14 protein-coding genes are annotated in these 21943 nt (G+C 57.5%); all 14 read right to left on the bottom strand.

Annotation, left to right across the window (positions count from 1 at the left end; genetic code table 11):
• Positions 1–7 precede the first annotated feature (7 nt).
• Positions 8–2266 (bottom strand): TonB-dependent receptor, encoded by a 2259-nt coding sequence (locus J2I48_RS24000; RefSeq protein WP_207338055.1) that lies wholly within the window; start codon positions 2264–2266, stop codon positions 8–10.
• Positions 2267–2342: 76 nt separating this feature from the next.
• Complete coding sequence (locus J2I48_RS23995; protein WP_229376742.1) at positions 2343–3623, bottom strand: tetratricopeptide repeat protein; 1281 nt, start codon at positions 3621–3623, stop codon at positions 2343–2345.
• Between the two features lie 88 nt (positions 3624–3711).
• On the bottom strand, positions 3712–5739 hold the full coding sequence (locus tag J2I48_RS23990; protein WP_207338054.1) for a DUF4331 domain-containing protein: 2028 nt from the start codon (positions 5737–5739) through the stop codon (positions 3712–3714).
• A gap of 27 nt (positions 5740–5766) precedes the next feature.
• The gene (locus J2I48_RS23985) at positions 5767–7512 is read right to left on the bottom strand and encodes a DUF4331 domain-containing protein (protein WP_207338053.1); all 1746 of its coding nucleotides are present in this window, start codon (positions 7510–7512) and stop codon (positions 5767–5769) included.
• Between the two features lie 44 nt (positions 7513–7556).
• Positions 7557–8018 (bottom strand): hypothetical protein, encoded by a 462-nt coding sequence (locus tag J2I48_RS23980; RefSeq protein ID WP_207338052.1) that lies wholly within the window; start codon positions 8016–8018, stop codon positions 7557–7559.
• 380 nt (positions 8019–8398) lie between these two features.
• Positions 8399–11845, bottom strand: a complete 3447-nt coding sequence (gene porU / locus J2I48_RS23975; protein ID WP_207338051.1) for a type IX secretion system sortase PorU — start codon at positions 11843–11845, stop codon at positions 8399–8401.
• A 132-nt stretch (positions 11846–11977) separates the two neighbouring features.
• Positions 11978–14344, bottom strand: a complete 2367-nt coding sequence (locus J2I48_RS23970; protein ID WP_207338050.1) for an efflux RND transporter permease subunit — start codon at positions 14342–14344, stop codon at positions 11978–11980.
• Between the two features lie 253 nt (positions 14345–14597).
• Positions 14598–15959: a DUF58 domain-containing protein gene (locus tag J2I48_RS23965; RefSeq protein WP_207338049.1), complete on the bottom strand. Its 1362-nt coding sequence runs from the start codon at positions 15957–15959 to the stop codon at positions 14598–14600.
• Between the two features lie 11 nt (positions 15960–15970).
• On the bottom strand, positions 15971–16792 hold the full coding sequence (locus tag J2I48_RS23960) for a tetratricopeptide repeat protein (RefSeq protein ID WP_207338048.1): 822 nt from the start codon (positions 16790–16792) through the stop codon (positions 15971–15973).
• Positions 16789–17778 (bottom strand): hypothetical protein, encoded by a 990-nt coding sequence (locus J2I48_RS23955; RefSeq protein WP_207338047.1) that lies wholly within the window; start codon positions 17776–17778, stop codon positions 16789–16791. Before J2I48_RS23955 ends, J2I48_RS23960 begins: the two co-directional genes overlap by 4 nt.
• Before the next feature lie 156 nt (positions 17779–17934).
• Complete coding sequence (locus tag J2I48_RS23950; RefSeq protein WP_207338046.1) at positions 17935–18912, bottom strand: AAA family ATPase; 978 nt, start codon at positions 18910–18912, stop codon at positions 17935–17937.
• A 14-nt stretch (positions 18913–18926) separates the two neighbouring features.
• Positions 18927–20156, bottom strand: a complete 1230-nt coding sequence (locus J2I48_RS23945) for a DUF4350 domain-containing protein (protein WP_207338045.1) — start codon at positions 20154–20156, stop codon at positions 18927–18929.
• A complete protein-coding gene (locus tag J2I48_RS23940; protein ID WP_207338044.1) occupies positions 20153–21049 on the bottom strand; it encodes a DUF4129 domain-containing protein in 897 nt (298 codons plus the stop codon). Before J2I48_RS23940 ends, J2I48_RS23945 begins: the two co-directional genes overlap by 4 nt.
• Positions 21033–21941, bottom strand: coding sequence for a hypothetical protein (locus J2I48_RS23935; protein WP_207338043.1), 909 nt, complete (start codon positions 21939–21941; stop codon positions 21033–21035). Before J2I48_RS23935 ends, J2I48_RS23940 begins: the two co-directional genes overlap by 17 nt.
• Positions 21942–21943 lie beyond the last annotated feature (2 nt).

Here is a 21943-nt window from a genome sequence, read left to right as displayed (position 1 = left end):
TGCGCAGCTAATGACCAAAAAAGTACGTCAGGTTTAAGCGGGCGAAGAAGGGGGTGCCGGGCGTGAAGCAGATTTCCGTCACGGGGGCCGCCTCGCCCCGCAACCGGCTCTCAGTGGCGAACTGCGTTTCTTTCCAGCGCACGTTGAACAGGTTCTGCACCGACAGGCCCAGCGCGTAAGCCTTGCGGGTGTAGTTGGCCTGCAAATCAGTCACGCAATAGCCTTTTGCAACAATGCTATTATCCTCGTTGGCGGGCCGGTCGGCGATGTAGCGGTAACGCAATGAGCCACTGAATCCGGTTTCGGTTCGGAGCGAAAGGCCGCCTGTGGAGGTAAAGGTTGGGGCCAGTGGGAGATAGTTTTTGCCCGCTTCCTCGCCAATGGCGCGGGGCGTGGCGGTGTTAAGATCGAGGTCGGCGAAGAGGTGGCGGGTGAGTTGGTATCGCGCCGACACGTCTACGCCATACCGCCGCGACCGCCCGCTTGGCTCCACCACGTTCTCGTCGCCCACAAACACAAACTCCTGCGCCAACCATAAATACCAGGCGGCGGCGTTGATGAGCAACTTTGGTAACGGCTTGACGATCAGACCTAGATCGGACCCATAGGCCGCTGGCAGGATTTGCCTGCCCCCCTGCGGCACCACCACCCGCGCATCGTTGGAGTGGAAGCCCTTACCCGTGTTGAGGTAGAGTTGCAACCGGGGGTTGGCCGTGTAGTAGAGGTTCAATTTGGGCGACACGATGGCCGCATCGGCGTGCTGTTTGGTCAGGGGCAGGGCCAGCAGGTCTTCGTACTGGCTCCGAAAATAATCGACCCGCAGTCCGGCGTTGACCGTGACGCGGTCCGTGAGCTGCACCAGTTCGTCCACATAGGCAGCGGCGTTGATTTCGTTGATGTTCCCGTAGTTTTTCTGTTCCAGCGTGATCACCCTGTCTTTGGTGTGCGACAGTTCGGTGCCCCTGGTCATGTCCTGCCGGTATTGCACGCCCATGGTAGTAGTCCAAATGGTGCGGCCCACATTGGTCTGGGTGGAATAGCTGCTGGTATAGCCAAACAGATTGCGTGCTTCTTTCTGCCGAATCTGGTCGCCGTTGAGGGTGTCTTCTTTGAAGAATGTGAAGTTGGAATACAGTTCAAAATTATAATTACTGTAGTACAACTGATGCTTAATCACATGGTTACGCGGCGTAACGGTCACCAGTTGGGCGTTGACGTTAGTGCGGCTCGTTTCGCCGCCTTCGGTGGGGTCTATGGAGCCAAAGAAATCGGTCAGTCCCGATTCAACGGCCCGGTCGGGAATCTGACCGGAGTGGTTCCATTTGCTGTAGAACGTAGAGCCGGTCAGGGTCAGGTTGGTATTGGCGCCCAGGTGGCCGTGGTACTTCCCCACTATGTTCAGCCGCCTGAACCGCTGCGGGTTGTCGAAGTAGGAATTGGTGTAGGAATATTCCGAAGCCAGGTAAGCCGACTGGTTGGTGGCCCGGCCTTTTGCGCCCAGCAGGTCGATACCCGCCACGGTCCGGTAGGTGTCGTACTGCCCCGTTTCGAGCTTCACAAAGCTTTTGTCGAGCGCCGTGCGGGTGCGAAAATCGACCCAGCCAGCGGTGGTTAAATTGCCCTTGTCAGCCTGGTATGGCCCTTTCTTGAAGTCGACGCCCTCCACCAGTTCCGGAATTACGAAGTGCAGATCGGCGTAGCCCTGCCCGTGTGCGTGCGACACCATGTTGACGGGCATCCCATCGACGGTGAGCCGGATATCGGTACCATGGTCGAGGTCGAACCCACGCAGAAAGATCTGTTCGGCCTTGCCCCCACCCGCGTGCTGACCGATGAACAGCCCCGGCACGAGCCGCAAAATCTCCTGCGAATTGGTAATGGGCCGCACCTTGATGTCGAGGCTGCTGATGAGTTGCTGATCGTGGGAACGGGGCGACGAGATCACCACTTCACTTAGTTCCAGCGGTGCGTTGACAAGCCCCGTTTTCACCGTCGTGGTCTGGTCGTCCTGCACGAGAACAACCACCGTTTGCGCGGCAAACCCCACATGCGACAGCGTGAGGTGATACGACCCCGGCACGAGCTTATCGAACTGATACTGACCCAGTTCGTTGGTCTGGGTAGCCCGGCCCGGCTCGGTCAGTTGCACCGTCACACCAGCCAGTGGCAGCCTCGTGAGCGGGTCATACACCACCCCCGCCAGCTTACCCAGGTGCGCAAATGCGTTGGTCGTGATTAGCAAAAAGAACAGGAAAAATGGCTTCATAACGGTGTTGGTAGACCGCGTTAAGATAAAAATCTACTACCGACGCTGCGCTGTTGAATACCTGCGGGATAACGTCCTACAACACAAATTTAGGGTTCGTTTTGCGGGCCTCCGCCATGAGCTTATTACCCTGACCAGCGTTACCCAGGGCTAGTTCAATGGCACCGGCCTGTTGCAACAACTCTGGGTCTTTGCTACCTGTGCGCAAGGCCACCTGCATATGCTCGTGGGCTTTTTTGGGGTTGTTTTGCTTGAAATATACCCAGGCCAGGGCATGGTTTACGTCGATATTTTTGGGCCGTTTGGCATACTCGCGCTGCCCATACACCATGGCCGAATCGAGCTGACCAGTGCGGGCGTAGAGCTTGCATAACTCCAGGTCGACCACGTGGCCCGACCGGGCATCGTCGCCCAGCATGGTCACCACGTCGGCGTATTTAGCTTTGGCTTTTTCGGCCTCTCCCTGCAAAGCGTAGATCCCGGCCATCTCTTCGTGGAACGAAAATTCGGGCATAATCTTAGCCGCTTTGTCGAGTTCGGTCAAGGCCTTGTCGTACTGCTTTTGTTCTTTGTACACCTGCGCCTTGCCCCGCAACGCAAACGCGTAGCTGGGCCTCATGCTCAGAATGCCGGTATATTGCTCATCGGCTTTGGCCAGTTGGCCGGTGGTTTCGTAGAGATGCCCCAACGTATGTTTGCTCCAGCATTGTGGCTCGGAACCAGGCAATCCCGCCTGTACGGCCAGCTTCATTGCCTCGATAGCGCCGGGATAGTCGCCGTAGATCTCGCGGAGGTATGAGGCCCGCGAATACGACTCCAGCGACGGCTTCAACTGCTGCATCTTGTCCGACATCGCCACGGCCTCTTCGTAATTACCCAGTTCCACGTTGGCATCTACCAATACGCCATAGACGTAGGCATTATCGGGGTTTATTTGCTGTGCGGCCATGGCTATCGTACGCGCCTCGGCAAACTGGTGTTGCGACATTTTCACCGATGCCTTAAAGGTAGTGGCCTCGAAGTTTTTGGGGTCTATGGCCAGCACCCCGTCCAGCATTTGAAGAATGGCGGGGTAGTAGTACGGGTGTTCGCCAGTGATGCGCGCCTCTGACAAATAGATCGTGACCATCTGCAACCGCGACTTCACATCGGATGGGTCTTTTTTGATCTTTTTCGTCAGCTCGGCCACTTTCTCCTTCGTGCGGGGCCATTCGGCGGCACCCGCCAGCTCGCCCGTCCGCTCATACAGGGCGGGCATGTCATAGCTGCGCGTTACCTGCGCTGTGCTGTCTTTTTTAGCCTGGTTACAGCTTGATAAACAGGCGATTATGAGTAGAGTGAGGATGATGTATTTCATGGGGGGAATAGGGAGTTTTAGCGGTTTGCGTTAGTGTGCGGCTTCGCGCTGTAAGCCGCACACTAGCGCAAACCACTAACCTATTTTTCTAATGTTTCAACAGCTTCACCGTCGTATACGGCTTGTCATTGACCGACAATGTAGCCAGGCACAGCTGGGGAGCCAGTTGGCTGCCATTCCAGTGTACGGTATAGCTACCAGCAGTCTGATACCCCTGGTCGAGCAGGTCAATTTGGCGGCCGTTGCTACCCACCAATTTGATCACCACATTGCCGTCGATGGTCAGTTTGTAGCGCAGCGACACCGACGATTGGAACGGGTTCGGACCGGCCACCATCACGGCTTCGGGCGTTTTCAGGATGGTTGGTTCTACCGCCGTAATCACCGATGGGCCTTCGTAGCCGGGGCCGTTGAAACCGCGCCAGGGGCTTTGCAGGTACGGGAAATTGGCCTTGAACGTGGTGTCGTTTTTAGTCACGCCGCCGTTGAACGTCAGGGTGCTTACCAGCTTGGGCGTAACCGGGCTGGGCGATGCTGTCGTATAATCGTCATAAAAAAGCCCGATGGCTGCCAGGGCTACGCCGCCCACGGCCTGTAGCTCAATGGTGGTCACGTCATCTTCCAGGCGGCGACCATTGGGGAAACCGTCCATGTTCGGGATCATCTGAAGCGTCGTCGAGCCGTTGTAAAGCGGATCGGTCAGACCCAACACGGCCGCCTGCACAATACCCAGCGAGCTGAACTTGGGGTCGTTACGGGGGGTAGCGGGCACGGCCATATTCAAGCGCAACATATCGCCCAGTGTGGGTAAGAAGTTGTTAATGAACGGCTTACCAACCGCCAGCGGGTTGCCATTTTTGCCTGTAGCCAGCTGGTACGGAGCCAGGTTGGGTACACCTGTGTAGAAAATGGGCAGGATATCTACGGCGCGGGGGCTGGTGGCATTAGGGAGTAACACCCCGCCAAAAGCCGCTTCGGCCAGGGCCGTACCCGCCACGGCAGGGGTGCCTTTGAGCGAAAAAAGACCCGACTTGGTGTTCCGAAAATCGAACGAACCAAGCGATTTGGTCTGAATGCGCAGGGCAGAAAGCCCCGGTACGGCCCCGCCAAACTGTGAATCGTCCATGTACAGGGCCAGCTCAGGGTTGCTGAAATACTGGGCAAACTGCACGTCGTCATAGGGAGCTGAGGCGTTCCACTTGTCTTTCATGCCAATGGGAATGATGGCCTCATTCACCAGCGGCATACCCAGCCGCGACACCTGAATCCAGTTGCCCGACACCATCGAGGCGGTGCCGTCGGTGCTCAGCGTGGTAATGGCCGGGCGACTTGCCGACGCCCATACGCCAATCACGTAGTCGGCATCCAGAATGTTAGCCGCCTGCGCCACCGTCTTGTTGCCTTTCTGTAACATCGACACGGGCACTTCGATCACGATAGAATGGCAGTTGAGCTTAGCCAGTCCGTCACGCGCCGTTGCTGCCGACCGGAAACCGCCCACGTCGAACGCGCCGCCGAGGTCCACAAAGAACGGATCATCAGACGGGCCGCAGAAAATCTTCTCGCCGGTGCTGGCCGTAGTAATGGCCTGTTGGGCCAGCGCATCATACGAAGCCGCACCCAGACCCACCGTCTTGTTCTCGATAGACCGGGGACCGATGTTGTTGGCCGGTACTACACCGTTGGCAATGATGGTGGCAAAGCTGCCGCCGCCGTTCGTGCTCTTTTCGCAGATGTACGTGGTCTTCTGGTTCTGCTTGCCCAGCCGGATGTTGAAAAACGTGGTTGGGTCCTGGTTGGTGGTCGTAAACGTAAACCGGTAGATGATATCGTCGCCTTTGGTGGCGGTGTTGTTATCTACGTGGATTTCGTAGCGGATGTTCTCGCCAAACGTGTACCAGTTTGGGCCACCAGCGGGGTGTTCAAACGGGATGTAGTTGGCAATGAGCACAATGTTTTCCGCATTGACCGGGCTTTTGAAGGCATACACGTCGGTGTTGTCGGCCAGGGGGTCATTGGAAATCAGGGGCGCTTCGCGGTGCGACGACGCCAGGGTCAGTGATGGGCGAAGGCAACCCATTGCCACCACTGCCATCAGGTATAAAAGACGGTTCATCTTGTTCATAATTGTAACAGTGAGGGATCAGAATCTGGCTTTCGGCGTGTAGTTGGTACCCCTCCACGGAATTTGCACGTAGGGGAATCCAGCCCGGAAGGTGGTGTCGTTTTTGGTTGGCCCGGCGTTGAAGCTCAGCACATTAACCAGCTTGGCCGACACCGGCTTCACCGTGGTGGCATCGTCGTAGAAGAGGCCGATAGCCGCGAGCACCACACCCGATACTGCCTGTAGCTCAATAGTAGTCACGTCATCTTCCAGGCGACGACCATTCGGAAACCCATCCATGTTCGGGATCATCTGAAGCGTCGTCGAGCCGTTGTAAGCGGGATCGGTCAGGCCCAACACGGCGGCACCCACCAGCCCCAGGGAACTAAACTTGGGGTCGTTGCGGGGGGTAGCGGGCACGGCCATGTTCAAGCGCAACATATCACCCAGCGTGGGCAGGAAGTTGTTAATGAACGGCTTACCAGCAGCCAGCGGGTTGTTGTTCTTGCCCGTAGCCAGCTGGTACGGAGCCAGGTTGGGCACGCCCGTGTAGAAAATGGGCAGAATATCTACGGCGCGGGGGCTGGTTCCGTTGGGGAGTAACACCCCGCCAAAAGCCGCTTCGGCCAGGGCCGTACCGGCTACCGCAGCCGAATTTTTCAGACCAAACAAGCCTGCTTTCTGATTCCGAAAATCAAACGAACCCAGCGAGTTTTGCTGAATACGCAGGGCTTTCATAGAGGGCACCGCCCCACCAAACTGCGAGTCGTCCATGTAAAGCGCCAGCTCAGGGTTCGAGAAGTACTGGGCAAACTGGAGATCGTTGTTGGGCATGGTGGCGTTCCACTTGTCTTTCATGCCCACCGGAATAATGGCCTCGTTGACCAGGGGCATCCCCAGCCGCGACACCTGTACCCAGTTGCCCGAAAACGCCGCGGCACCGTTGGCATCCAGCGTTTTGATCTGCCGCCGACTAGCCGATGCCCACACGCCGATGACAAAATCACCGTCGAGAATATTGGCCGCCTGTGCCACGGTCTTGCCGTCTTTCTGCAACAGGTTTACCGGAATTTTCAGGGCAATAGAGTGCACGTTAAACCGCGCCAGGCCGTCTTTGGGGGCGTTGGTCACGTTGCCCTCCGGGCGGAAGTTACCCACGTCGAAGGCACCGGCCAGATCGACAAAGAAGGGATCGTCGGAGGGGCCGCAGAAGACTTTTTCGCCGGTAGTGGCCGTGGCGATGGCCGCTTGTGCCAGGGCATCGTAGGAGGCTGCCTTCAACCCCAGCGTGGGGTCTTCAATAGAGCGGGGACCGATGTTGGCCGGTGGTACCACGCCCGTGGCCACGATGGTGGTGAAGGATACACCCCCGTTGGTGCTTTTCTCGCAGACGTAGGTGGTTTTCAGGTTCTGCTTACCCAGCCGGATGTTGAAAAACGTAGTCGGGTCTTCGTTGGTATTCGAGAACGTGAACCGGTACGTAATGTCGTCGCCGGTAGTTGTTGTCCTGTTCTTGATGTGAATCTCGTAGCGGATGTTGGGGCCGAAACTGTAGTAGTTAGGGCCACCTTCGGGCAGTTCGAACGGTATGTAATTCGCAATCAGGGTGATCATGTTCGGATCATCCGGGCTTTTGAAAGCATACACATCGGTATTGTCGGCCAGGGGGTCGTTAGAAATCAGGGGAGCCTCGCGGTGGCTCGACGCCAGACTGAGGCTGACGATGCGCAACAGGAGGAACAGCGCAAACAGTCCCCGCAGTAGCAATGGGTATAGTCGGTTCATGAGTAAAACGAAATAGAGTGAGTTGAAAAACGGAACAGAGCAGTTTACCGTGTGGTCAGGGTATACCGGTTGGTGAGGCCACCCGTTTTCTGGCTGACGGTGGCCGTTGTAAGCACCAGTTCAGTAGCCGAAATTGAGACGATGGCAAATTCCAGGGTCCCGTTCGTGCCCGACGGCTGGGGCGTAAGTCCATTGAGGATCAGCCGCTTGTCGTCAATAACCTGCCAGCTGCTGGCTACAAACGTGTTAGCGTCGAACTCGCGGTAGGTAGCCATAGGTGGCTTACTCAGGTCGAGCAGAAATTTGCTGTAGCCGGGCCTGATGTTATTGGTACTGCCGCGTGTGTAGACGGTCACGCCGTTCTCATCCGCGGATCGGAGCGTGAACGACTGGGCGATTTGCGCCAGCACCGATGGTGAGGCGTTTCGGTGGTCGGTGCAGCCCAGTAGTGTTCCCACTAACAAGGCCGATAGCAACGCCCACCCAAGAGTAGCGTTCTTTTTCATACGTAAAAGGAGATTGGTTTGTATTGGTTAAAAACTATCCTCATCAACTGGAATGACCCTTTCTCGGTATAAATCAGACGGGTTCGTTACCAGTGTATTTACTCAGTTTTACCTATAGGTATAGATACAGTTCAGTCGACTGTATCCACAAACGGCGCTCGAATTAACTTGCTGTAATTCAGTAATTTATCTGAGATTTTGTACGTACGCTCTTTGCTGACAGCTGGATTTAAAAAGATTCGCTAACGGCCATTAAAATTTGCTTAAGTACAAATTGACCTCTGCCAATAATGGCATTTATGCCCTTTCTACCAGCACTGAGGCTGTTTTAGGCAATACGCACAGCCATCAATTTTAATGTGAACGAGGAGGTAAATAACCTACCGAACCAGTATCAGTTTCCCACTACCGGTAGCCGTGGTCCCGTCGCCCACTGAACGGAGCTGTAACTTGTAGATGTACAGCCCATTGGTGAGCGTGCTGCCGCTGCTGCTGCGTCCCCAGCCGGGAAGCACAAAGGGCGTTGGGCAGTTGGTGCACGGCCCCTGGGTTTCGCTGATAAGCTTACCCGCCGCGTCGAACACCACCAACGACCAGTCCAGGCTTTCACCGGGGCGGTTGTGGGTGGCGCTGATGGTGGCTTTGTCAGAAAACGGGTTGGGGTAGGCCGTCAGCGATTGCAGGGTTAGCGGTGGTTTATCGGTTACGACAAAGGTCAGCGTGGCATCGGCAGCGTTGTTGCTCAAATCATAGGCCGTCACGCGAATCGTGTGGGTACCATTGTCCAGGCCAGTGATCACGTATCGCACGCGCCCCTGCCGCCCGTCGGGGGTGGTGGCGGTGTAGTATTGGCTCAGTAGTACCGGTTCGCGGCTGTCGAGTTGCCCGCTCATGGCGTGACTTTTCACCGACTGTGACAAATTAACACCCTCGTTATCAGCTAGTTCGATCAGTAACGTAACGTCTGGGCCAGCCACGGTTGGCAGCGGTTTGGTGGTCAGCGTATCGGCCAGCGACAGGCGGATGGAGGGTGGTTGCCCGTCAGCAATAGGTAGGGCGGTCACGCCACCAATGGGCAAATCGGCGGCTCCAACTGCATCAAGCAGGCCATCGTTACGGAGGGCATAGGCGTACAGTCGGCCCGGCCCCACGGTGAGGTCGAGGTCTTTGGGCAGGCTCAACTGCACCTGAAATTGTCCGTTCAGCACCCGCACCTGCCCGGAAAAGAGCAGGTTGGTGTAGGACCGAAACGTCATTTTGGCATTGCCTTCAACCCCCAGCGTGGTCAGGCTGGCGGGCTTGTCGTAGAGCATGATCTGCGCCGTTCCCGAAAAATCGGTCAGGGGTTGCCCACTACCGGGTTGGCGGACTTCGCCCGTGAGCGTTACGCGCTGAAGTGCCCGCAGGGTGTCGGTGGCGGGGGTTGCCAGCGGGCGGCCGTTCAGTTGGGTAAGCACTACGTCGGCGCGGGGGTAAGCCAGGCGCATAGACGGGTCGCCGAGGAGGGCGAAATTCCGGTTTTGCACCCCCGCCAGGCTACTGTCTTTGGTGGCCCGGATCACGTCGCCGAGCCGGGGCATCCGGCCTGCTTTCGGGCGGAACACGGTTCGGTAAAACGCCTGATTCAGCAGCAGGTTTTTGTCGGCAAACACGGGCCGGGTGGTGGTCAGCAGCCCGATACCCCCGCCCGTAGAGTTCAGGAGGGCAATTTCGGCTCCCGAATTGCTGGTGGGGTCGTCGTAGCGGCCAAACTCGCAGGTGGCCGTCACGAACAGGGGCAGGCGCGTGGTGGGGGTAGTCAGGATGTCTTTCAGGGTCAGCACCTGCTCCTGCGCCCACTCCCGAATGCCCCCGTGACCAGTGTAGTTGATGATGAGCCGCCCGTCTTGCATGGCCTGCCGGAGCAGCGCGTTCACACGCGGTGATTTGGGCACCAGTTGCGTCCCCACGGTGTCGGTGGTGCGCGGAAACTGGTCGATAAACAGGCGGTCGGGGTGATAGGCCGGGGCGTGAGCTTCTACGTAAGTGGCCAGTTGGTCGGCATCACGCTGATGAATATTGTCGTCACCATCGTCGGCCACGAGCAGCAGCTGCGACCGCCAGTTGCCGAGCGTGGTTTTGTCCGTGGCGTAGCGTATTAACTTGTCAACCAGTGCCTTAGCTTCTTCAGGCGACTTAACCGGCAACCGACCCACGCCGATATCGAGCCGTTGGTCGCCGGTGAAATTCTCGGCCCACTCGCCGTCGGTATCTTTCAGAAACCCAAAATAATCGTCGGACGAAAAGCTCAGCAGCGGGTGCAGCGACTCGCTGCTTTCATAGACAGGCACCGTGTTGGCCTGCTCGGCGGGCGACAAATACGCTTCGATGTTGCGGTAATCGTAGGTGGCATCGCCAAACAGGAGCAAATAGTTGAGGCCCTGCCCAACGGCCGTTGGTGGGTTTTTCCGATAAAAATACCGGCACATATCGCGGATAGCCGTGGGGTCGGGCTGACCACTGCCAAACTCGTTATAGACCTGTTGCGTAGTCACCACCAGCACCGACAGGCTATCGTTGGTTCGCCGAAATTGCGCCAGCCGTTCGGCTTCGGCCCGCCACGCCAACGGTGTCACAATCAGCAGGTTAGGCGTTGGTTGGCCGCGTAGGTTCTGGTTCGCCAGCGGCCTGACCGATGCTGGTAGGCCGGTTTGGGCATCGGTAAAAAGCAGGTACGTCTGCCGCGCCGCACTATCCGACGACCAGGTGGCCGCTGACCCCGTCAGCGCGTAGGCCTGCTGCACAGGCCGCAGGGGGTTGGTTATGTCCCAGATGCGCAGCGCGGTCGTGGCCTGTTTCGCCAAAAATCGCCCTCCTCTAGTCCGCACCACCGTGGGTTGTTCATACTGCCGAAGTTCGCGCTGATACTGAACAGACACGAAATCGAGGTAGCCCGACGACCCTGCCCCACCCTTTCGGCTCGACGTGAGCAGGACGGAAAGCTGCGGGTCGGCACCCGTCGGTGTGGTGGTGAACGTGCTGGTGTTGAGCATCCCCCGCGTAGTGTAACGCGTGAGGGCATCGGCTACCGGCTCTACCGTTTGGCTGCCAACGTTGGCGCCATTAAGCTGCAAAAAATATGTAGTCGACGCTGTTGAGGAAGCCATCACCGCCGACCGCACCACCACAGGCGTATTGGGTACCCGGCCCGGTGCAGCGAAATCAATAGTCTGACGCTGAGACAGTTCCCCCTGAAATGCTTCGCCCAGCCAGAACCGCCCCGACGGCAGCGGCTTCACCCGTTCAGCCTCGTGAAACAGGTAGTCGTCGTAGGTAGAGATGGGGGTGCCGATGGTGCTACCCACTGCCCGGTTGGCTACCCGCAGCCCGGCAGAGGTACCGATGGTTAGAAAATAGAAGGTAGTGTCGGCGTAGGGGTTGAGTTGATGCGTGAGGGGTTGGCCGGCGCCGTTGTCGAGAATAGTGGTGGTGCTTTGGCCAAAAAACAGGACTGCGTCGGAGGGATCGAAACGGCCGTCGGCTTCGCCCGTGATTTGGATGGCGTTTTCCAGCAGATCGACCGGGCGGGGGGTGGCGTTGGGTTGCGGCAGGGGCGCGCCGCCGTTGCCATAAAGCCGAAACAGGCGCGGGTCGGCCGTGGCGAAGGCCCCATTAACCCTGGTCAGCAGCGCCTGATCAAGCCGAATAATTCCCGTACCCGTCACGCCAATTTTTACCCATACCCCCGTTTGCAACACCGACGACCCCGGCTGCGCCCACCCCGCCACGCTGCTAAACAGCCCGACCAGAATCAGGAGGCAACGCCGCTGTAGAGTAGGTCGGAGCACGTAGGAATGTAGGTAAGGGTGAGAATTACCACTTACGTAAAATGCTCATGCTCAGATTGGAGCGTAGCGGAAATAAGTAGTCATTGGTCATTGGCCATTGGTCGTATCCAGCTACTGAATGACCAATGACTACTAACCAACTGCTTCTTTCTTCCGCCGCCGTTCATACACCGTCAATAAAAAAGCGGGGAGCAAGACGAGGTTGGCGGTCATGCCCATGAGCAAGGTGATGGAGACCAGGATACCCAGCGCCACGGTACCCTGAAAAGTAGAGGCGGTGAAAATGGCGAAGCCCACGAAGAGAATAAAGGCCGTGTAGACCATACTGACGCCCGTTTGGCGGATGGTACGCGAAATAGCCTCGGCTACGGTGGCCTGCCCCCGCGTGAGTTCGTCGCGGTATTTGGTGATGAAATAGATCGTACCGTCGGAGGAAAGGCCGAAGGCGATGCTGAAAATCAGGATGGTAGACGGCTTGAGATGAATGCCGAAATAACCCATCAGCCCCGCCGTCACGATCAGTGGCACCACGCTTGGCAAAATGGCAATCAGGCTCAGCCGCACGTCGCGGAGGAGGATCACGAGCACGATGGAGACCAGGAAAATGGCCAGCAAGGTGCTTTCGGCCAGGTTGCGCAGCAGGTACTGGTTACCCCGTTCAAACACCACGCTGTTGCCCGTGAGGTTGATGGTATACCGGTCAGCAGCGTCCACCCACTGACCGGTATCGCGGTTGTAATTGAAGATCGAATCGGCGCGGGGTTGCAGTTCATCAATGAGCGTGTGGAGGCGGGCGGTGCCCACGTCGGCCACCTGAAAACTTACCCGCGTGTAGCGCCGCGACGAATCGACGTATGATTTCAGGCTTACGCTGCCCGACCGCGAGGTGCCCGTGCCCATTTGGCTTGTGTAGCGTTGCAGCTTGGCCATCTCCAGCGCGGGCGGCAGGATGTAGTAGCGCGGGTCGCCCCCCCGGTAGGCCTGGTAAAAAAACTTCACCGCCTCTACCACCGACAGCGGCCGGGCAAACTCCGGGTGGCGGGCAAATTCGCGTTGCAGCAGCTTGATTTTGGTCAGCGTCTGGGGTGTGAGCACCCGCCCGGCCCGGCCCGCGTCGATGCTTACTTCCAGTGGCAGCACGCCGTGGTAGGTCTTTTCGAAGTACTTCAGGTCGGTATAAATGGGGTCGTTTTTGGGCAGGTCATCCACTACGTAGCCAACGGCTTTCACCAGGCTCATACCCACCAGCCCCAGCACCACAAATGTACCCACGAAGGTATAAATGGCCGGGCGGCGGTGGTGTACGAGGTGGTCTACCCAGACCAGAAAACGAGTCAGCAATGGCTTATCCAAATGGCTGCGCTGTTGTTCCGTCGGTACGGCTAACCGGCTGAATGCCAGCGGGATGAGTATGAGCGAAATCAAGTATGTGCTCATCACCCCCAGCGAGGCTACCAGTCCGAATTCGAGCAGGAGTGGGCTGCTGGTGAAGTAGAACACGAAGAAGCCGATGGACGTGGTGACGTTGGCAAAAAACGTGGTCTCACCCACCTTCGTAATGGCCACCGTGAGGGCGTCGTGCTGCGACAGCCCCCGGCCCAGTTCGCTATGGTAGCGGTTGAGCAGAAAGATGGCGTTGGGCACCCCGATCACGATGATCAGCGGCGGAATCAGTCCCGACAAAATGGTGATCGTATACCCAAACAGCGACATGTAGCCCACCGTCCAGACCACGCCCACCGTAACGACCACCATGGTGATGCCCACCACCACCCACGACCGGAAAAAGAACAGCAAAATGAGGGCCGTAACCAGGAATGCCAGCCCAAAAAACAGGAACATTTCGTTGCTTACTTTGGCCGTAAACTCGGTGCGGATAAACGGCAGTCCCGACATGTGGGCCGTGAGTTTATGCCGCTCCCCGAAAGCCAGGGCCAGCTTTTCGATCTGCCGCACGGTAGCAATGCGCCCCTTGGTGTTCAGCTTTTTTTGGTCGAAGGAAATAGCCATCAGGTGCGCCCGCCCCGACGAATCAGTTACGAGGCCCTGGTAGAACGGCAACCGGCTGATGGTGCGCTGCAAACTGTCTGCTTCGACCTGACTAACAGGTAGTTGTGTGCTGATGGGTTTGAACTGAAACTGGTCGGTGCTGTCGTTGAGCACAATGGTGTAGAGGCCTGTATTGGCCACCACGTCGCGGATACCGTCGATGGCTTTGATCTGCCGGGTGAGCTGTTGCCAGTCGGTCAGGAAGGGCAGGCGGTACATCGAATCGGTCTCGATACCGACTACCATCACGTTGCCGTCTTCGCCAAAGCGCTGCTTAAACGCCTGATACCGAATGTAATCAGGGTCGATGGTGGGTAGGATCTGGGCGTATTCGTAGGAGAACTTCACGCGCGAAGCCCGGTAGCCCATAAACACCGTACCGACCAGCACGATCAGCAGCAGCAACAAACGATTGGAGAGGATAAAGCGGGCAATGCGAGACCAAATCATAACGGACGTAATTCAGGGCGCAAGTTAGCGCATGAGTGGGAAGGGAGTGGTGAGTGCTGAACGGTGAGTGGTGAGTTTGCTGCCGCAGGCGTATTGCTTTCGCGTAGCCCTTCGACAGGCTCAGGGTGACAATGACCTTGAATCAACTTGTTGAGATTGCTCTACTGGCGTGTCACCCTGAGCCTGTCGAAGGGCCACGCGAAAGCAATGCCCTGGCGAAGGCAAACTCACCACTTATCACTTACCACTCTCTTCAAATCATACCGCGCGCTTTCAACTCTAAATACTTATTAACTGTATTGGCGGTGAGGTCTTGCGGGGCGGTGAGGATACTGGCGATGCCGTATTGCTGTAACTCCTTGACAATCTGACGCTTTTCGTAGGCGAATTTCTCGGCAATCGTTTTCATGTAGACGCCCTCGGTGTTGGCGGCGGGGGTGTCGAGCAGGCTGCGGAGTTCGGTGTTGTCGAAGAAAATGACCAGCAGCAGGTGGTCTTTGGCCAGGCGGCGGAGGTAAGGCAACTGACGTTGCAGGCCGTTGAGGGTTTCAAAATTGGTGAACAGCAAGAGCAAACTCCGTTGCCGCACCTGCGTACGCACGGTTGTGTAAAGCGCCTCGAAATCGGTTTCCAGGAAGCGCGTTTTCTGCCGATACAGCACCTCCAGCAACTTCTGCATGTGGCCGGGCCGACGTTCGGCGGGTACCACCTGCCCTATTCTTTCCGAAAACGTAATCAGCCCGGCGCGGTCCTGTTTCATAAGCGCAATGTTGCTCAGCACCAGCGACGCGTTGATGGCGTAGTCGAGCAGGGTAAGCCCCCCAAACGGCGACTGCATCACGCGCCCCTTGTCTATGAGGCAATACACCCCCTGCGACCGTTCGTCCTGGTAGGCGTTCACGATCAGGCCCGCCTGCCCCACGTCGGCGCGGCGGGCGGTGGCTTTCCAGTTGATGCTCCGCAGGTCGTCGCCCTGGGTATAGGGCCGGATCTGCTCAAATTCCATGCTGTGGCCCACACGCCGTATGCGCTTGATACCCAATTCAGTAAGCCGGTTCGACACAGCCAGCAACTCGTACTGCCGCATTTGCAGAAACGACGGATATACCGGCACCATTTGCCCCGTTTCGAACTGAAAACGCCGTTTCAGGAGCCGTAGCGGAGTCATCACAAACACATTGATGGCCCCGAAGCTGTATTCACCCCGGCGCGTGGGACGCAGTTCGTAGCGGATGGCGCGGGCCTGATTGGGGGTCAGTTGGGCAGTAAACAGCACGTCGCGGCGCTGAAACTGCACCGGAATCTCGTCGATGATCTCTACCGGCGTAGCAAACGGATAGCGGCTTTCCAGGTAGAGCGTAACGGGGTTGTCGTCGCCGTTCGACAGCCGTTCGGGCAGTTCGCGGCGGGCAAAAAATACCGGCTGACTGCCCACCGTATTCTGCCGGAACAACAAAAACCCTTCGATCAGCAACAGCAACAGCAATACGACAAAGGCGATCTGCAATACCGGAAACAGGAGCGGAAACGCATAGGCTACCACAAATGCCAGCACAAACCCCAACAGCAGCAGCCACAGACGCAACGAGACAAACAGAGCACGGAAAACTTTCATACGGCAGCGTATCAGGGTGATTTGGGTAAACTAGCCAGGGCCGTGTCTACCTGTTGTTCATAAACGGCGTCCTGTTCTTCATAATAGCGGTCCTGTTCCACGGTCGAGTTTCGAAGCCACAGCAGGGCATCGTTATAGGCCATACGAGCCTCGACGGGGCGATTTTGGGCCTGCAACGCCCGGCCTTTCCAGTAGCTCGATGCGGCGCTGCTGGGGTTGTTGGGAATGGCTTTGTTGAAGTCAGCCAGGGCATCATCGACCATACCCAGCGCCAGCCGGGCCTGTCCCCGCGCCAGGTAGTAGCGGTAGTTGACCCAGCTGGGGCCGTGCTTGTCTTCAATGAGTGCAATGGCTTTGTCATAACCCGGCAGAGCCTCGGCCGGGCGACCCATAAACCGGTAGATTTCGGCCCGCAGGTAGCTCACGGCATGGTCGCCTTCGCGGTCGTCCACGTCGGGAGTTAGCGCATCGTAGGCGTCGTAGTGAGTCAGCGCGCGGGGGTAGTCGCGGAGGATATCCAGGTACACCCAGCCCACGTAGCCGTGGTGCTTGGGTTGCTGCCGACAGGCCTCTTCTAGCAGTGGCACTGCCTGGTCGTAGGCCCGTTGTTCCAGCAGCGAAAGACCTTTGTAAAACGTATGATCGCCAATGTCTTTTCCCCCCGCCCGGATCGTGCTGTCGAGCCAGTTGTGGTAGTACACATACCCCCACGGGCGGCTGTATTTGGCCGTTTCAGTAAGCCGACGGGTGAGTTGTTCCATCAGCGCACTTTCGTTTTGGGCCTGCGCCAGGTTCGCAAGCAGCAGCAGCAAACAAAGCAGTCGGAGCATCATGGAAAAACGTCGGTTATGCGCCCCTCAACAAGGCGGATATTAATGATGGCCACGTAGTCGAGCGGGCGGGTTATGTTGCGCACCCTACCGGGTTGCCAGCCCGTGGCGAAGTGGGTTTGCAGGATACGCAACAACTGATTGGCCGTTGGCCCGTTGCGAGGCAGTAGCTGGTAGTGGGGGCCGTAGGTTCTGACCGAAAAACGCCCCGCCTCTCCTTCGCAATTCACCACGCAACGCACCTGCACCACGCCGGTTTGGCCTGCTTCTTCACCTGGCACATAGGCAGCTTGAAGCCGTTGCCGGATAGCGTAAAAACGCCCGGCAGGGCCTTTCTTATCCAGTTCATTGGCCCGCTCATTGACTTCGTAAAAGCAGGAACTACATACCTGAAAACCAACCGGTTCGCACGACTTATGGACGGGCAACGTACCCAGCGCCATTAGATTTACCCTGCTTACTTTATCAGAAAACTCGTTGACGGTCAACGTATTGGCAGTCATTTTTTCCACCAGCATGGGCGCGTCGTAGTTCCGTGAACAGTCGATTCGGTTGCCTTTCACGATAATGAAAATCGCCCCATCCCGCCTCACCACCGACCAGCAGCGGATGGCCCGGTCACGGCTACCCACAGCTTCCACGCAGGCCTGCCCGCCGTCGTGAAAATGGTATCGGACGATACCTTTCTGCCAGATTCGGTTAGTGAGCCACGCCTGCACGGCGGTTTCGGTCAGGTCCGTATTGGGCACCACCGGTACGCGCCGAAACAGCATGGGACTGCTGCCCGTCAGGCTCAGTTCAGTATCGGTCAGGCGCACTTGTTTTGGGCCAAACAGCAGCGTGTCGAGCCGTAGCCCCTGCCCGTTCATGGCCCAGGTAGCGCGAGGGTTGCGGGCCGCATTGTCGATCAGGCTAAGCGTATACGTACTGTCGGCGCGGACATCCAGATACAGCGGCAACGGACAGGCAAACCCGCTGTCGAGTTCCATCCTCACCCCCACCCAGGCACCCTCCAGCGACTGTCCATGAGAAGAATGTACAATGTATAATGTACAATGTACAATGAGCCACAGACAGCGTAAGCAACATTGTACCACCGTAGCGGGCTGATTAATCATTGTACATTATACATTATTCATTGTACATTACCTTGGCACCTCCACTTTCTGAATCAGTTGGGCAATGACACCGTCGGGGGTGATGCCTTCCATTTCGCGTTCGGGGGTGAGCTGAATACGGTGGCGCAATACCGGCGCGGCCAGTTCCTGAATGTCTTCGGGCGTCACGAAATCACGTCCACGGAGGGTGGCGAGGGCTTTGGCGCTGTTGAGCAGGGCCACCGCTGCGCGGGGCGAAGCCCCCAGGTAGAGCGATTTATTGTCGCGCGTACCCCGCACAAGTTGGGCGATGTAGGTAAACAGGTTTTCTTCTACGTGCACCTGACTCACCTTCTCGCGGAGTTCGGTCAGTTGCGCGGCGTCGAGCACGGCGTTGATGGCTCCCAGCGCGTCGGTCAGGTTTCGGCGCTGGTGATGTCCGCGCAAAATGGCCACTTCCTCGTCGGCGTCGGGGTAATTCACCACCACCTTAAACAGAAACCGGTCTAGCTGGGCTTCGGGCAGGCGGTACGTACCCTCCTGCTCGATGGGGTTTTGTGTGGCCAGCACCATAAACGGCGGCGGCAGCGGGTAGGTGATGCCGTCGTTGGTGACCTGCCGCTCTTCCATCACCTCAAACAGGGCCGCCTGCGTCTTGGCCGGGGCGCGGTTTATCTCGTCAATGAGGACGATGTTGGCGAAAATAGGGCCGGGCCGGTAAGCGAACTCCCCCGTCTTCTGGCTAAACACCGACGTCCCCAGCACGTCGGCGGGCATCATGTCGGGTGTGAACTGAATACGGCTGAACTGCACGGCCAGTGTTTTAGCCAACAGCTTGGCGGTGAGCGTTTTGGCTACGCCCGGCACACCTTCAATAAGGACGTGTCCGTCGGCCAAAAGGGCCGTGAGCAGCAAGTCGAGCGTTTGGTGCTGCCCCACAATCACCCGCCCCACCTCCGAACGGATAGCATCTACGGCAGTGGTCAGGGCCTGTAAATCAAGGCGGGTCTCAAAAGGTTGTTCCATGCGTGGAAATTTGGTCAATAGTAGGTTGTTAAAGCGCGGCGGACGGTAGCTCCTCCGCCTGCTGCTGCCTGAAATTTTTCGATGGCGGCGTTGATAGTGATGAGGTCGGCTTCGTTGAGGCCGATGGCGCGGTTGGCCTGATTCAGGATCAACACCAGTTGCGCCACCACCTGGGCATCAACGCCACTTTTGCGTGTCAGCGTATCCGTCAATTCGTTATCTAAGGTACTGGTATCCAAAGCATAACGTTCGCGGAGGCGGGCCAGAAAATACCGGATCTGCTTGCGCGCTACGTTGTCGTGGTTTCCCTGCTGAAAGTACACCCGCCCCACCGTCTGCACAAAATCGAGGGTGGTGTTTTTCAGCGGCTCGGCCACGGGGATGATGCGCTGCGTACGCTTTCCGGCAAAGATGGCGTAGAGCAACAGGCTCCAGACCAGGATGTAATAGCCCCACGTTAGGGCCGGTTGTTTCAGCACATACCGCAACAGCGACTGCTCTTCGGCGCTAAACCGGCCCTGCTTCTGGTACTCGTCCCAGTAGGTAGGGCGGGCGGGCAGGTACGACAGCGCCCCGGTGGCCTGCGTGGTGGTGGCACTGTCGAGGGCGTAGTAGTTGGTGAACGCCAGGGGCAGGTTATGAATGAAAAACGTGCCCTTGCCGTAGGGGATGCGCAGAAAAATGGCCTGCTGCCGGGCGTTACGGGCCAGCACCCTAATGGGACTATTGGGCTGCGTGACCTGTAGGTAGTTGCGGCCATCGTCGTGGCGGACGTTGTAGCCGTTGGGCGTGCGCAGGGCCGGGTTCACGAAGTTGGTGCGCAGGGTGCTGTCGGCCAGGCTAAATGGGCTGAGTGGTGCTCGGAAATGCAGGACCTTTTCCAGCGTGTCGGGAAACGAATAGGCCGAAATAAAGGCCGTATTACCCCGTTTCACCCAGGCCAGCAATTTTGTCTGGTCAAGGTCGTCTATGTCGAAATCACCCTGCACAAATAGGTAGTTGCTGTTGGCGGGCAGGGTTTCTTCGGTGAGTTGGTTGTATATCGGCTTCCGTACGTTCGTCACCGCAGGCTGCTTCACCAGGGCGGGCAATAGCTCAAACATGGCTTTCGACCCCAGCGGCTGCGTGTCGGTGTTGCGGTAGGTGGCATCCCAGTTGATGGTTTTTGGCCGGAAATACTCCATCAGGGTATACACCACCACCATGCCCAGTAAGATCAGCAAGTACTTGTTGGGCTTTTTCATGCGCGGGAAAAGTTACTGTCGAACGCCTGACTCTGCTCTCGAATCCGTTCGTACCGAACATCATCGACTGGGAAATCGCCGTACCAAACGTACTCAAACTGGGTGGTCAGGGCTTCGAATTCGGCGCGGGCGGTGCTGTTGGCGGGTGCGTTGGTGGCCAGTTCATACACATACTGCCGGTTGGTTTTGTCGGCCTGCCAGGCAATGCGGCCTGCGTCGGTGAGGCGTTTCAGGGTTTGCAGATACAACAGGCGCACGGCCATGCGGTAGTTGCGCTGCGCCACGGCATCGCTGATGCGCTGACTGAAGTCGATGACGTGAATATTTTCGTCGAGCACGTCATAGGGCGTAGCCACGGCCCGCGGTTTGGCCCAGGTAAACACGTCGGCCAGGATGTCGGCTTTGTAGAGCAGCCAGACGGCCAGCCCGCCAATGACCAGCAGCACCAGGTACTGCCCCGCCGCGCCATAGCGCTGCACCGAGAGAATGGTGCGGAGGTGGTCAAACAACCAGCGTAGAAACCGCTCAACCACATTCTCCGACGGGTCGGTCAGGTCGGTACCATACTGATAATCACGGCTTAAGCGCAGATCGTGAAGCTGACTAGCGTCGAACGAGCGAGGTGTCAGCGTGGCGTTATCGTCGGCGGCAGGGTAGTGGATGGTGTCTTTGGGGTTGATGGCATCTTCATCAAAGTCCTCATCGTCGCCAGTCGAATCGGGGGGCACCACTACGTTCTTATCGTCGGGTTGGCGGCCATCCAGCGAGTCGGGCTGTTGCGCCCAAGTTGGCCCGGCCAGCAGCAACAGCACCGTCAGCAGGCAGGCCAGCCACCGGGTTGGAGTTGGGGCGGGTAGCAGAAAAAAAGGCGGCAGCTTAGTACGTTTCGGCATCGGGCGTAACGGGGGTGTTCATGCCGATGGTGGCAATGCGGGCAATAAGGCCGGGGTGTTCACGGCGTTCGATCAGGCTGAAATACTGAAAATTGACGGCAATGATGATGATCGACGCAATGACGGAAAACGCCAGCACGCTGAATGAGGCAAAGAGAATAGTCACGAACGTTGGTATCTCGAAAAAGCCCACCAATGGCCGGATGACCATTACCGCGATGTAGGGAATAAACAGCAGCATGAGCAGATTGTACACCACACCCAGCATCACCGCCACCAGCCCGATGGTAGATAGCACCTTGCCACCCACCAGACTAAAACAACGGCCAATGGTGTGGCCTACGTCGCCCCGCTCAAACACAATGATGGGCGTAGTTAGCGACAAAATAGCCGCCGTGGCATAAACGGGTAGCAAAAAAAGCAGGCTCAGCACCGAGGCTACGTAGGGATTTATAAGCCGGAAAGCCGCCACCGCAAAGCCAACCAGCATGGTGCTCAGCAGCATTACCAGCACCATCATGATAAACAGGACAATGTTCACCAGCAACGTAGTACCCGCCGACGCCCACACTTCGGCCAGCACGGCGCTTGTTTCAACGAGACCACCGTTTTCGCGCTCGTAAACTTTCATGTGCGCACTGAGCACCAACGGGACCACCATAAAAGCAAAGAAGTATGCAAAAAACGACAGTACACTCGCCATCGACACGCCTACCCACGACCCGCCGCCAACGCCGCCCCTGATCATGCCTACACTGATGGCCCCCAACAGCAGCAGTGGGCCGCTGATGTACAGCAGGCACCGGAGCAGGCTGCCCAGGTTGGCAGTGATGTATTGGAACGTAGCGTTGATTTTTTCGCTGAACGTTCGCTCACGCTGTAAGTCAATCATAG

The sequence above is a fragment of the Fibrella aquatilis genome (assembly GCF_017353255.1).
GTDB classification, from domain to species: Bacteria; Bacteroidota; Bacteroidia; order Cytophagales; family Spirosomataceae; genus Fibrella; species Fibrella aquatilis.
The sequence above is the reverse complement of the archived record's forward strand: the minus strand, read 5'-3'. Positions and strand labels throughout refer to the sequence as shown.

What these genes read in the sequence shown, in the direction of transcription:
- J2I48_RS24000 (WP_207338055.1), bottom strand. Translation starts at nt 2,266, where the DNA reads ATGAAGCCATTTTTCCTGTTCTTTTTGCTAATCACGACCAACGCATTT.
- J2I48_RS23995 (WP_229376742.1), bottom strand. Translation starts at nt 3,623, where the DNA reads ATGAAATACATCATCCTCACTCTACTCATAATCGCCTGTTTATCAAGC.
- J2I48_RS23990 (WP_207338054.1), bottom strand. Translation starts at nt 5,739, where the DNA reads ATGAACCGTCTTTTATACCTGATGGCAGTGGTGGCAATGGGTTGCCTT.
- J2I48_RS23985 (WP_207338053.1), bottom strand. Translation starts at nt 7,512, where the DNA reads ATGAACCGACTATACCCATTGCTACTGCGGGGACTGTTTGCGCTGTTC.
- J2I48_RS23980 (WP_207338052.1), bottom strand. Translation starts at nt 8,018, where the DNA reads ATGAAAAAGAACGCTACTCTTGGGTGGGCGTTGCTATCGGCCTTGTTA.
- J2I48_RS23970 (WP_207338050.1), bottom strand. Translation starts at nt 14,344, where the DNA reads ATGATTTGGTCTCGCATTGCCCGCTTTATCCTCTCCAATCGTTTGTTG.
- J2I48_RS23965 (WP_207338049.1), bottom strand. Translation starts at nt 15,959, where the DNA reads ATGAAAGTTTTCCGTGCTCTGTTTGTCTCGTTGCGTCTGTGGCTGCTG.
- J2I48_RS23960 (WP_207338048.1), bottom strand. Translation starts at nt 16,792, where the DNA reads ATGATGCTCCGACTGCTTTGTTTGCTGCTGCTGCTTGCGAACCTGGCG.
- J2I48_RS23955 (WP_207338047.1), bottom strand. Translation starts at nt 17,778, where the DNA reads ATGGAACTCGACAGCGGGTTTGCCTGTCCGTTGCCGCTGTATCTGGAT.
- J2I48_RS23950 (WP_207338046.1), bottom strand. Translation starts at nt 18,912, where the DNA reads ATGGAACAACCTTTTGAGACCCGCCTTGATTTACAGGCCCTGACCACT.
- J2I48_RS23945 (WP_207338045.1), bottom strand. Translation starts at nt 20,156, where the DNA reads ATGAAAAAGCCCAACAAGTACTTGCTGATCTTACTGGGCATGGTGGTG.
- J2I48_RS23940 (WP_207338044.1), bottom strand. Translation starts at nt 21,049, where the DNA reads ATGCCGAAACGTACTAAGCTGCCGCCTTTTTTTCTGCTACCCGCCCCA.
- J2I48_RS23935 (WP_207338043.1), bottom strand. Translation starts at nt 21,941, where the DNA reads ATGATTGACTTACAGCGTGAGCGAACGTTCAGCGAAAAAATCAACGCT.